This window comes from Paenibacillus sp. J31P316 (assembly GCF_056269105.1).
Map to the genome: position 1 here is coordinate 200,608 of NZ_JBWDNI010000001.1, position 12,459 is coordinate 213,066.

13 protein-coding genes are annotated in these 12,459 nt (G+C 54.6%); 5 read left to right on the forward strand and 8 right to left on the reverse strand.

Annotation, left to right across the window (positions count from 1 at the left end):
- Positions 1-12 precede the first annotated feature (12 nt).
- The 3 genes from AC0YNU_RS00825 to AC0YNU_RS00835 are packed head-to-tail and all read left to right on the forward strand — an operon-like array spanning position 13 to position 3,595.
- Positions 13-1,356, forward strand: a complete 1,344-nt coding sequence (locus AC0YNU_RS00825; protein WP_475752420.1) for a spore germination protein — start codon at positions 13-15, stop codon at positions 1,354-1,356.
- Complete coding sequence (locus AC0YNU_RS00830) at positions 1,353-2,510, forward strand: hypothetical protein (RefSeq protein WP_475752421.1); 1,158 nt, start codon at positions 1,353-1,355, stop codon at positions 2,508-2,510. Before AC0YNU_RS00825 ends, AC0YNU_RS00830 begins: the two co-directional genes overlap by 4 nt.
- Entirely contained in the window at positions 2,507-3,595 is a 1,089-nt protein-coding gene (locus tag AC0YNU_RS00835) for a Ger(x)C family spore germination protein (RefSeq protein WP_475752422.1), read from the forward strand. The genes AC0YNU_RS00830 and AC0YNU_RS00835 overlap by 4 nt, the downstream gene beginning before the upstream one ends.
- Here AC0YNU_RS00835 and msrA read toward each other — a convergent pair whose 3' ends face one another.
- Entirely contained in the window at positions 3,596-4,582 is a 987-nt protein-coding gene (gene msrA, locus AC0YNU_RS00840) for a peptide-methionine (S)-S-oxide reductase MsrA (protein ID WP_475752423.1), read from the reverse strand. It abuts the gene before it with no gap.
- Between the two features lie 247 nt (positions 4,583-4,829).
- Here msrA and AC0YNU_RS00845 point away from each other — a divergent pair, with 247 nt between their 5' ends.
- Complete coding sequence (locus tag AC0YNU_RS00845; protein ID WP_475752424.1) at positions 4,830-5,315, forward strand: C40 family peptidase; 486 nt, start codon at positions 4,830-4,832, stop codon at positions 5,313-5,315.
- Positions 5,316-5,373: 58 nt separating this feature from the next.
- Here the strand turns inward: AC0YNU_RS00845 and AC0YNU_RS00850 are convergent, their stop codons facing one another.
- The 6 genes from AC0YNU_RS00850 to AC0YNU_RS00875 all read right to left on the reverse strand — a co-directional run bounded on the left by AC0YNU_RS00850 (position 5,374) and on the right by AC0YNU_RS00875 (position 10,464).
- Entirely contained in the window at positions 5,374-5,919 is a 546-nt protein-coding gene (locus tag AC0YNU_RS00850) for an NUDIX domain-containing protein (protein WP_475752425.1), read from the reverse strand.
- A gap of 155 nt (positions 5,920-6,074) precedes the next feature.
- Positions 6,075-7,487, reverse strand: a complete 1,413-nt coding sequence (locus tag AC0YNU_RS00855; RefSeq protein ID WP_475752426.1) for an immunoglobulin-like domain-containing protein — start codon at positions 7,485-7,487, stop codon at positions 6,075-6,077.
- Between the two features lie 247 nt (positions 7,488-7,734).
- Entirely contained in the window at positions 7,735-8,394 is a 660-nt protein-coding gene (locus AC0YNU_RS00860) for a cell wall hydrolase (protein ID WP_475752427.1), read from the reverse strand.
- Between the two features lie 125 nt (positions 8,395-8,519).
- Positions 8,520-9,206 (reverse strand): hypothetical protein, encoded by a 687-nt coding sequence (locus AC0YNU_RS00865; protein WP_475752428.1) that lies wholly within the window; start codon positions 9,204-9,206, stop codon positions 8,520-8,522.
- Positions 9,203-10,096, reverse strand: coding sequence for an ABC transporter ATP-binding protein (locus tag AC0YNU_RS00870; RefSeq protein ID WP_475752429.1), 894 nt, complete (start codon positions 10,094-10,096; stop codon positions 9,203-9,205). The genes AC0YNU_RS00865 and AC0YNU_RS00870 overlap by 4 nt, the downstream gene beginning before the upstream one ends.
- Positions 10,093-10,464: a GntR family transcriptional regulator gene (locus AC0YNU_RS00875; RefSeq protein ID WP_475752430.1), complete on the reverse strand. Its 372-nt coding sequence runs from the start codon at positions 10,462-10,464 to the stop codon at positions 10,093-10,095. Before AC0YNU_RS00875 ends, AC0YNU_RS00870 begins: the two co-directional genes overlap by 4 nt.
- 216 nt (positions 10,465-10,680) lie before the next feature.
- Between AC0YNU_RS00875 and xerS the strand changes: the two genes are divergently transcribed.
- Positions 10,681-11,763, forward strand: a complete 1,083-nt coding sequence (gene xerS, locus AC0YNU_RS00880; protein ID WP_475752431.1) for a tyrosine recombinase XerS — start codon at positions 10,681-10,683, stop codon at positions 11,761-11,763.
- A gap of 105 nt (positions 11,764-11,868) precedes the next feature.
- Here the strand turns inward: xerS and AC0YNU_RS00885 are convergent, their stop codons facing one another.
- The gene (locus tag AC0YNU_RS00885) at positions 11,869-12,435 is read right to left on the reverse strand and encodes a GyrI-like domain-containing protein (protein WP_475752432.1); all 567 of its coding nucleotides are present in this window, start codon (positions 12,433-12,435) and stop codon (positions 11,869-11,871) included.
- Positions 12,436-12,459: the final 24 nt, after the last annotated feature.

Consider the following 12,459-nt stretch of genomic DNA (forward strand, 5'->3'; position numbering starts at 1 on the left):
GGAGGACTGCGTATGATCGAACAAATCCGCAAGCAGCTGCAAAATCCGTCCGATTTGTTCAGCGATACCCTGAATAACGGCATTATTCAAATGGAGGTCTGTTATTTTCCGTCGCTGTGCGACCCGACGCTGATTAAAGACGGATTGCTCGTCCCGTTCTCCTATCGTTTCGATCTTAACGTCTTCAACCGCATGATAGAAGCGGATCCTTGCTTTTCCGAGGTCGACGAGCCCGCGCTGTGGACGAATCTGCTGCTGAAGGGCACGCTGCTGTTCAAGATCGAAGATAAAGTTTACCGCTTCGACGTGCAGCGCAAGCTGTTCGACAGGCCCGACGAAGTTCAGATCGAATCCACGCTGCAGGGGCCGCAGTCCGCGATGACGGAAGATCTCGACATGAACGTCAGCTTGGTCCGCTTGCGCTACAACGAGCCGACGCTCTGCGTGGAGCAGCATGTGCTCGGCGAAGTCTCGAAGTCCCGCGTCATGCTGCTCTACGATACCGAGCTCGTGAATCGCGACGTGCTCGAGCTGATTAACGACCGATTGTCCAAAGTCAAAGTCAAAACGCTGCGCGCCATGGGGCAGCTGTTGAAGGAGCTGTCCGGCAGACGCCACAAGCTATTTCCCATTATACTCCAAACGGAGCGTCCCGACCGCATCGCGACGATGCTGGAACGCGGCAAAGTCGCGCTGCTATTGGACGGCAGCCGTTTCGGCCTTATACTCCCCGTTCGGATGTTCGAATTCATGCATGCGATGGACGATGATTACGAGTTTCATTGGATGAGCAAGATGCTGCTCCTCATGCGCTACATCGCCATGGTGCTGACGATCACGCTGCCGGCCGCGTACATCGCGATCGTCTCCTACAATCCGGAGGTATTGCGCGTTCAATTGACGCTTTCCATCGCCGGCAGCCGCGTCGTCGTTCCTTACCCTTCGTTCATCGAGGTGTTCCTCATGCTCTTCATGATCGAGGCGCTCATCGAGGCCAGCTTAAGGCTGCCGCGTTCCATCGGTTCCACGGCGACGACCGTAGGCGGTTTGATTCTCGGCCAATCCATTCAGCAAGCCGGACTCGTAAGCAGCATCATGATCATCGTAACCTCCGTCGTCGCGATTTCGAACTTCGTCATTCCGAATAACGGCTTCGGCTACTCGATTCGATTCATCAAGTATATCTTCGTCGTCGTCGCGATCTTCTATGGATTGCTCGGCGTCGTCGTGACGTTCTTCTGCCTGATCGTATACTGGTGCAATTTGCGAAGCTTTGGCCAGCCTTACCTGGCCGTGTACGTACCGAAGAACGAAGCACGGAGACATCATGCTGCGAAAGGCGGGCGATCGTCATGATCCGATACTTCTACTATCACGTGTTCTACGTCGGCATGATCAACATCATGATGTTCGTTCCGATCCTGCTGATCAGGGATCGCTTCCATGGCGCAGTAGCCGGCATGCTGGTCGCCATTGCAATCAGCTCCGTCATGTCGCTGGTGACGATGGCCTGCTTCGAACGCTTTCCGGGACTCGGATTACCCGAAATAAGCGATCTGTTCCTCCCCAGGTGGTTGACGAAAATCAATATCCTGATCGCCGCCTTACTCATCTGGCTTCCATCGGGTATTATCGTCATCTACTCGTATGCCGAGACGGCTAGGATGTTCTTCTATCCGGACATGCCTCCTTTGGTCAATCTGTTCCTGCTCGCCAGCGCTGCCGTCTGGGCCAGCAGCCGATCGACGCGGACCGTGCAATTCATTCAGGAAATCGTGATGGTGCTCATCTCTCCGCTCATCATCCTGTTTCTTCTCAAGGCAGTAACCAATGAGAACATGGACTGGAATGCCATTCGCTACGTGGCCGGCTATGTCAGCGCGCCGCCGTCCTTCATTACGGTCGCCGCGTCGACCTTCCTGTTCTCGGGCTATATGTGCGTCGTCCTATTCAATCGCATGCATGCCGAGGGGTTCAAATTCCGTTACCGATGGGTCGTGCCGCTGTTCGGCAGCTTATTCCTGGCCGTAACCTTCTTCGTGCCGATCGGCTTTCACGGTACGGTCGGCGTGGAGGATTACGTCTTTCTTTGGACGATGACGGCCGATTCCATGGCGCTGGACTATGGCTTTATTAATCGCGTGCTGTATATCTTCCTCCTGATGTTCACGGGCATCTCGCTGTTATATGTCATGAACACCTGGCATACGGCGATCCAATTCGTCCGATATACGATGAATCGCTATAAAGGCGTGGAAGAGGATCCCGTATCCCGCGTTAACATTTGGTTTTCGATCGGAATCGGAGTCGTGGCTTTCGTCTATATGTATTTCATGTCGACGGAAGACAACCAGTGGATGTCGGAGATCTGGATCGTCTCGCGCTTTTTCTTCGAAATCCTGACGGTGTTCATGATGCTTTACTTCGTGTGGCGGCAAAAGAAATCAAGGTCGAAAACAATGCCGAGAGCCGAATCGCAGCCCGCGGCCGTAGGGAAGGTCGGCGAATGAAGAGAATCGCTGCAATCTCGCTGATGCTGAGCTGCCTCGCGTTCACGAGCGGCTGCGGCTTCAAGGATATCGATAAACGGTTCTTCGTCGTGGCGATGGGCGTGGATTGGACCGGCAAGAAGGATACGCCGTACGAAGTCACGCTCCGTCTGGCCATTCCCGCCTCCAAGATCGGAGAGGGCTTAGCGGAGAGCCAAGTGGAGCATCTGGCGGCACCCAGTATCGCGGAAGCCGTCCGCAATCTGAAGTCGCATGTCGACAAGGAGCTCGACTTCGGACAATGCCGCATATTCCTATTCGGCGATGAACTCATCAAGCACTCCATGGACGAGCCGCTCAATTGGATGAGCCGGAGACGCGATATTCAGTTAATCTCCTACACGGCCGTAGCGAAGCCTAACGCGCTGTCGGTCTTAAAATCCAACCCGACGACGGAACGCATCGCCGGCAACGCCTTCTTCCTCACGTTCGGCAAGGAAGGCACGGTCTCGCCGTATACGGTGACGGAGTACTTGTTCGACAGCTTCCGGCGCTTCAAGGAAAAGGGATTGGATCCTTATTTTCCGACGATCCGATTCGACGGAGACTCTTATGTCGTGGAGAATCTATCTCTGCTTAATAAGACGAAGGAACAGCTCGTGCTGAACCGCGCCGATACCATCCTTTACAATTTGAGCGCCAATGCGTTTGCCAAATCGGGGATCGCCATCAATTATGAAGGCAAACGGCTCGTCCTCTATATTTCGCATGCGTCGAGGCATGTTACCATCACGAAGGATCCGATCCCTACGGTCAAGCTTCGGCTCAAAATGACGGGCATCGTCGAGCAAAGCGCGGTCGTCCTGTTGAACCGCAACATTCCCGACGTTCAGCGCAAGCTGGAAGCCAAATTCAACAGCACGACGGAGAAGCTGCTGTATAAAATAAGAAATGCAGGCGTCGACCCTTACGGGTTCGGCCTGCATTACTTGGGGCAATATTTCGGCAACGAGCAAGACTGGAAGCACTGGCAGGAAGTTTATCCGCAAGTGAAATTCGAAGTCAGCTCGCGCGTGGTCATTGAAAGCACGGGTCTCGTCCGTTGATTACAGCGTGGACAGCAGATGGCCGTACCCTTGCGCTTCCATCTCGGCTTTCGGGATGAAGCGCAGCGCGGCCGAATTGATGCAATAGCGAAGCTTCGTCGGGCCCGGTCCGTCATTGAATACGTGGCCCAGATGCGAATCGGCATCCCTGCTGCGTACTTCCGTGCGGATCATGCCGTGCGTGAAGTCGGATTTCTCCTTGACGTTCGCGTTCACGATCGGCTTCGTGAAGCTCGGCCAGCCGCAGTTCGAATCGAATTTGTCCGTCGAACTGAAGAGCGGCTCGCCCGAAACGATGTCTACATAGATGCCTTCCCCGTTGAAATCCCAATATTCGCCCGTGAACGGCGCTTCCGTACCGTTGTTCTGGGTGACTTCGAATTGCGCTGGCGTCAGTTGAGCCCGGCGCGCTTCGCGGTCCTGCCGCGTATTCCAATGCTCGGCGATGAAAGCATCGCGTCCCGAGCCTTTGCGGTACATTTTGTAACGGAGCGGATTCTTGTGGTGATAGTCCTGATGGTAATCCTCGGCCGGATAAAATTCCGTTGCCGGGGTAATCTCCGTCACGATCGGCTTGTCGAAACGGCCGCTCTGTTGAAGCTCTTCCTTCGAGCGTTCGGCTGCGGCACGCTGCTCTTCGCCATAGGTAAAGATCGCGCTGCGATACGAATCGCCGCGATCATGGAACTGACCGCCTGCATCCGTCGGGTCGATTTGCCGCCAGAACGTTTCAAGCAGCTTCTCGTAGGGATAGATCGCGGGATCGAACGTGATTTGGACCGCCTCCGCATGTCCCGTCGTATCCGTGCACACTTCTTTGTAAGTAGGATTGACCGTATGTCCGCCCATATAACCGGAGACGACGGCATGGATGCCGGGCTGCTCCTCGAACGGGGTTACCATGCACCAAAAACAGCCGCCGGCGAAAGCCGCCTTAGCCAGCTGCGAGTCGGAATGACGCGATGAATCTGTCATGCTATTATTCATACGTGGACACGTCCTTTCTTTCGCTTGACTCCTGCTATTATCATAACAGAGATCGGTTTTCTATTCCAAATGACGCCGTTCGACAAGACAAGCGTTTACAAATTAAAAATTTCTCACGTAATTCTCATAAAGTCGAATTTGGCCTTAAATGCCTTGTTTATTATCCTCATACGCCAAAAACCCCCTGTTTCATCTGTGCTATAGTGTTGAAAGACAAATGGCACCTTGAAGAGCTGGAGGGAAAGACATGAAAGTTTCCAAACAACGTTTACTCAAAAGCATCCTAAATGTGAGTCTTTGCGCCGCGATCGGCATGACAGCCGTCGTCGTCGGAACGGCAGCAACCGCAGAAGCAGCAACCGCAAAATCCAAAGAATTGATCGACTATGGCGAACAATACATAGGCACCCCGTATCTCTATGGTGCAGTCCCTTATATGACGAACGCATTCGACTGCTCTTCGTTCACGCAATATGTATACGATAATTTCAACATTACCCTGCCCCGCACCTCGCTCGACCAGGCGTTGAAAGGACAGAAGGTCGCGAAAGGCTATCTCAGCATGGGCGATCTCGTCTTCTTCAAAACGAACGGATACAGCATCAGCCATGTGGCCATCTACGCCGGCAACAATAAAATTTTGCACAGCGCCAACGACGGCGTCGAAATTTCCGATCTAAGCTCCAGCTACTGGAAGAAGAATTACGTTACGGCACGGCGCGTACTCAATTAACAGGATAAGAGCCGGATATGCGAGGCAGCAGCCTCTGCGTATCCGGCTCTTTTGTGCGTTATACCCGGAATAACCCGTGTCCGTCCATCTTCACGATCGGAGCGAGGTCTTCCATCAAACCGTCATTGTCCGAACGCAATGCCACGTCGATCAGCCAGCGCGTGAATCCGGCTACGTTCATCGTCTCCAGCTCGTGCAGGCTGTAAAACCCTGCCATATCCACTTCGACGCCGTCCGGCTCCGGCTCCCCGCCGACGTAATCCATCGCGAACGCGATGTAGACGTTATGGATGTTGCGCGGCAGATCGCGCAATGCCACGATTCCGCGAACTTCCGCATCCACGCCCGTCTCTTCCTTGACTTCGCGCTTGATCGAATCATGAATCATTTCGAGCTGCTCGATATAACCGCCCGGATTCGTCCAATACCCTTTGCCCGGCTCCTGGGCTCTGCGCACGAGCAGCACTTTCTCGTCCCGCAGCACGAGCGCGCCGACGCCGATGCTGTAATTGCCCCAATGCACGAAGCTGCAGCCGTCGGCGGTGCACGCTTTCCGCATCGTTCCGTCCACGTCGCGAATTGCCAGCGGCGCTCCGCACGACATACAATAATTGATCTCCATTTTGCTTCACCCGATCTGTCCGATATGATGTCCTTGCTGGTAGAAGTGCTTCGACTAGATCATAGCGCTTATCGGGCACTCCGTACAACTCTAAATATCGGACCGATCGGATTCGGCCGGCAAGACTCGCTCGCTTGCTATTGCTGTTTCACCGTCACGTTGAACGTGCGGACGTCGCCGTATCCGTTGTTGCTGATGACCGCGGTCAGCGTCACGCCCGCATCGCCTTTACCATGCGCCGGACGGTGAATCGACGAGCCGTTATTCGAAACGACGCCCGAATTGTTCGAATACCAGACGATCGTGCTGCCATAGTATCCTTTCGTCGGCAGTCCGAGCGGCTGCGTGACGCTTGAAGAGCTGTCATTGCCTTTATAGGAGATAGCAAGATCGGCTTTGTCGGCGGCGACTCTCTCTTGATTGTTGAATTCAGGCTTGATCGTCAAGATAAATACTTTCACGTCGCTCGCCGAACCGCTGTTGATGATGGCCGTCAGGATGACGAAAGCGTCGCCGCTGCCGTTAGCCGGGCGATGAATCGTCTTGCCGTCCGAGGAAAGCACGCCCGGTACGCTGGAGTTCCACGTGATCTTGGAACCGTTCACCCCTCTGGACGGCAGTCCGTCAACCGGCCGCGTCACGCGTCCCGCGGAATCCGATCCGCCGAAATCGATCGCAAGCGCCGCTTTATCGGCCGCTACGCGCTGCGGATCCGGCATTTGCTGCTTCACCGTCACCGGGAAGATCTTGATGTCCGTGGAGGACCCGGATTGGATAATGGCCGTGAAGACGACGTAGGCGTCTCCGCTGCCGTTGCCCGGGCGATTGACGCCGCGTCCGTCGTTCGAGATGACGTTCGGCGACGAGGACGTCCACTTGATCGCGGAACCGTTCGCTCCTTTCGTCGGAAGCGATTTGAACGGCTGCGTCACGCTGCCTGCGTTGTCGGAGCCGCCGAAGCCGATCGCGAGCGCGGCTTTGTCTTTCGCGACGCGCTCGCTGTCGGAGAGCTGCGGATAGACGCCTTTGACGACGATGCGGAACGTTCTGCTGGCAGTGGCGTTATTGAATTTCAAGGAAGCGGTCAAGTCTACCGCTACATCGGACTGCGTCGGCCGGTGGATCGTCAGCCCGTCATTCGAAATGACCTGCGGATTGCTGGACGTCCAGTTGATGGCCGAGCCGTTCTTGCCCTTGCTTGGCAGGATGACCGGGAGCGTAACGTTGTTCGTCGAGTCGCCGCCAAGGAACTGAATGGCCAGCGCGTTCTTGTCATCCGTCACTTTCTTGCTGCTCTGATCGTTCGTGTTCGTACCCGCTGCGCATTGCGCTTTGAATTGCGCGATCAGGTTCTTCAACAGTGCCTTCGTCTGATCGCTCTTGGTCTTCTGAAGCACTTGATTAAGCAAAATGACGGTCACGTTGCAGGATGCTTGCTGACGCTTGAAATCGTTCGAGCTTTTATTGTTGCCGTTCCCTTGTGCATAGGCTGCCGTGCTGCTTAACGCAAACAGAGATAGGACGAGCATGATGATTGCCCATTTCTTCATGATTCTCTCTCCTCTTCTGAATTGGATTTTTGGAGAAGCTTTGATCCAGAGCCGGTCAGCTTCGCTGGGCGCACGAGCAAGTGGTGAGATACTTAGTGCCATTAATTGATTGGCGCGGCGACGATCTCGTTCTCCTTATCAACTTAAACGGGCTTTCCCGGCTAATAGTTGCGGTCATTTTTCCTAAATGAACAAAAAAAATCCGCCGGTTTGGCGGATTTTATTAATGACATTAATTAACTGCGAATTAGACCGCGAACACATGATTGCCGATTTTTGTCGTTACTTTGCGCGATAGAATCCATTTGGACTTCGCCGTTGTCGGGTTGTAATAATAAAGCGCGTTAAATGTCGGATCCCAGCCGCGGACGGCATCCTTCGCCGCGAGGAAGGCGCTGTTGTTCGGCAGCAGCCAGTATTGCCCGTCCGCAACGGCAGAGAACGCGAGCGGCGCCATGATGACGTCCGTCAACGTCTTCGGGAAGAGCGGGGACTGGAGGCGGTTCATGACGACGGCGCCGACGGCCACCTGTCCTTTATAAGCCTCGCCTCTGGCTTCGGAATAAATGATCCGCGCCAGCTTCGACATCTCGGGCTTGTTGACGGTCAGCTTCTTCAGCTTGGACCATGTGGCGGGTCCGGCCATGCCGTCCGCTGCCAGCCCGTGCTCCTTCTGGAATTTCGTGACGGCGGTGCGCGTGATGATGCCGTATGTCGTCGTGATCGTGCCTTTGAAATAACCGAGCGTTTGCAGTCTGAACTGCAGGTCCGCCACGTCGCCGCCCTGGCTGCCCGACTTCAGCGTCGGCGGGGAAGCCGCCATTGCGGGGCTGCCGAAGCTAAGCATAGAGCTGCCCGCGATCAGCATGCCGGCGAATAAGGCGGTCAATCGTTTGTGTCTGTTCATGAAGCCTGAATCCCTCCAAACATGATTATGGAGGTTGATCATAGCATGAAATCCAGGCTTCATGGCCGATTAAGGGGGTTTTCTAATGATTTTAAAACTTTCTCATTTGACAGGAATTCCGAAGGTTATACCGTACTTCTGCGCAACAGCGCATAAGAGATGCCGGACAGCACGATGGATACGGGCAGCAGCATCAAGCCTACCTCGAAGGCCGAACGTCCGTCGAAAAAGTCATGGATTCCTTTCCACCATTCCAAATAGATGATGGCATAGACGAGAAGCGTCCCGATCATAAGCGACGCGATCGCCGCCGAATACATACCGGCTTTACCGAAGCGGCGGAACAGGCTGGAGATGGCAAAGCCGAGCATATACATGAACAGCAGCACCGATGCGAACACGACCAACTGCTCAAAGACGTTGCCGTCGGTAACATAAGGCAGATGGAAGAAATACAGACTGACGGCCCAGCCGTCCGAAGCGTCCTCGATGGAAGACAGCAGCGTCAGCAAGATGCCCGTAAAGAGGCTCACTGCCCCGATCATCAACATGGAGCCGGAATAGTAATCGCGGCGCCTTATGCTGAACCCGAGCGCAAACGAAAATGTATGATGAACCGATACGATGCCGCTGACCAACATATAAACGAAGATCGAAGTTATGCCTCCGGTAACGAGCTGATCCTCCTGAATCGTTCCGGCGATGAACAGATTGATTACGAAGCTGCTGAGCACGATGCACCAAGGCAGATAAAACCAGGACAAGCGATCCTTCATATGCATGCGTACGACGCTTTTAACCGATGAATTCATAGGTTAGCCCCCTTCTGTTCCGGTGCCCGATTCGTCAAATAGACGATTAGCTGCTGTATCGTTACCGGCATAAATTGCAGTCCTAGCGCTTCGGCCTGCTTCTGATCCGTGGCGCCCAGACGTTCGAACACCGTGACCGCGCGGCTGCCGCCGAGCGCTTCTTGATGGATGACCGGCTTGCCCGCCGCATAGGACTCGATCTTCGCCGCGGGTCCCGTAACCGTATATGCTCTTCCGCGGAGGGAATCCGCCTCTTCGTCGAGCAGAATTTGTCCGCCGTCGATGACGATCACATGCTCCAGCAGCTTGCTGACCTCGTCGATCAGATGCGTCGAGAGAATGACGGTCCGCGGAAATTCGGCGTAGTCTTCCATCAGCCGCTCGTAGAATATGTTCCGCGCAACGGCGTCCAAGCCGAGATATGGCTCGTCGAATATCGTCAGCGGAGCCCGGCTGGCAAGCCCGATAATAATGCCTACGGAAGACAGCATGCCGCGGGAAAGCTTCTTCATCCGGCGTTTGAGCGGCAGATTGAAATCGGTCAAGAGACGTTTGGCGAATTCGCCGTCCCAATTCGGGAACATCATCGCCGCGGTGCTGAGCACGTCCATGACGCGGAAGGTATCGGGATATTTCTGGCTTTCTTTAATAAAGCAGGTCTGGCGCAGCACATGTTCGTTCTCGTACGGCTCTTGGCCGAATACGAGCAGCTCGCCGCCCGATGCGAACAGCTGCGCAGTAATCAGATGCATGATCGTCGTCTTCCCTGCTCCGTTGCGGCCCAGCAGACCGTAGATTTTATCCGGCTCGATCGTGAAGCTCACGTTATTGACGGCCGTGAAGCTGCCGTATGTCTTCGTCAGCCGCTTGGCTTCTACAATTGCGTTCATGCCTGGCTCCCCCTCTCGCGAATCATGTCCGTCAGCTGGTCGCTCGTAATCCCGAGCTTCTCCGCTTCCCGAATCATCGTCACGACGTATTGTTCGACAAACTGTTCCTTGCGCTTCTCCATCAGCTTCACCTTCGCCCCGGATGATACGAACATGCCGATCCCTCGCTTCTTGTACAGAATTTCTTGATCCACCAACAAATTAACGCCTTTTGCTGCCGTCGCCGGATTAATGCCGTAGAAGGAAGCGAACTGATTCGTGGAAGGCACTTGAGACTCTTCCGGCAATCCGCCTTCCAAAATATCGTCCTCGATTCGTTCGGCGATTTGCACGAAGATGGGACGGCTGTCATCGATTTGATTTCCCATCGCTACACCACCATATTGGTTAGTTACTCATGTAACTAACTATATAAGCAATGAAGCTCCATGTCAACAAGAAACCTCAACTATCCGCATCCGCCTTTCTCTTCGATCGATCAGGTCCGCGTCTGGAGGCCGCGATAATCGAACGCGCGTTCTTTTCCAGGATTTACTTTGTCCGGCCGCTGCACTAGAATGGACTACACGGAGGTGCATATCGACATGAATATTCTCAAGGTCAAGGACCGGCAGGAGCTGGACCGGAGAACGCCGACGATGCCATGGTATATCGAGAAATTCATTAACTTTAAGCTCCCGGATCTCTCCCCTTCTTCCCTGTTGGAATACGTACGGGATTACGACGCCTTCCTCTCCTGGCTTCTGGCCGAAGGGCTGGCCGCAGGACCCGCGGTCCGCGACGTGAAGCTGGATGAATTGGAGAAGCTTCATATGGACAGCATCGATGCGTTCCGCATGTTCCTCGCCACCCGGCCGGAGTCGAGCAACAGCCGGACGACCATCTCGCGCAAGCTGTCATCGCTGCGCTCGCTGTTTCATTATTTGAGCCAGATCGCCGAAGATGAAGAGTTCTATCCGCTGCTGAAGCGCAACGTGATGGCGAAGGTATCGGTCAAACGAACCTCCAAGCCCAAGGATACGGCCGCCAAGCTCGAAGGCAAGCTGCTGCAGGAGCAGGAAATCGAGGAATTCATTCGCTATATCAACGAGGATTACGGCATGGAGGTCGCGGATAACAAGCAAGCCTCCTATTCCTATGCGAACAACCGGACGCGGGATACGTCCATCGTCAGCCTGATTCTGAATTCCGGGCTGCGCGTATCCGAGCTGATCAATATGAACGTGGACGACTTGGATTTGAAGAAACAGCTGCTCTACGTGTACCGGAAAGGCAAGAACGACGAGACGTTCAAGACGCCCGTCTATTTCCGTCAAGACGCGCTGCGGGATTTGCAGCATTACCTGACGCTCCGGGACACGCAATACAAGGCGCCCAAGCGAGAGAAAGCGCTGTTCCTTGCGATCGCGAACGGCAAGAACGAAGGCTCTCGCATGACGAAGCGCGCGATTCAGGCGATGGTTCTCAAATACGCCAGACGATTCGGCAAGCCGTATCTGTCCGTGCATAAGCTGCGGCATTCGTTCGCGACCGATTACTATCTGCGTAACGATCTCTACAAGACGCAGGAGCAGCTTGGCCATGCTTCGCCGGAGACGACGCAAATCTATGCGCATCTGACGGATAAGACGATGTCCGAAGCGATCGACCGTCCGAAGGAAGCGTAACGCAACCCGCAACAAAAAACCCCGGTCCTTAGCGGCCGGGGCTTTGTTGCATGTGCAGAAGTTTAGAGGCGGACAGATGTCGACGGTTGGGAAATGTGAAACGGATTAGCGCAGAGAAAAGTAAATCTCCGTCTCCAGCAGCGACTCGTCCTCCTGCCAATGGCCGTAGACTTCGAGAAGCGGCTTGCGGCATTCGCGGCCGGACGCTTGAACGGCCTCGACCAGCGCATCATAAGTACGGCCTAGTCCGTCATAAGGACCTCGATGCACGCAATAGGCGTATTCGTTCAATGAGAGTGTCTTTGCCGCCAGGTTGGGAACGGTGCTGCCTTCGCGAAGAAGCGGGCGTTCAGGATCAAGCTCCTGGTCAAGTTCAGTATCAAGATCAAGCTCAGTCTCATGATCAAGTTCAAGTTCAGGTTCAAGATGAAGCCCACGTTCAAGCTCGCGTTCGAACTCCAGCTCTACGCCGGCGAAGACGGAACCGTCTTCACCATAAATCACGTGGTTGAGCCCGCGGTTCGGGAGTGCTTGACTCCGAATTTCCGACCAGACATGCCCTAGCAGTTCCATGATGATGGCTCCGTATGCTTCGCCGGGACGTTGCTGCCTCGATAAGCCATAAAGCGTGACGTTGAACGGTTCCTCTGCGATTCTCCATTGCAGTTCCATGCCGATCGCCTCCATCATTTCATC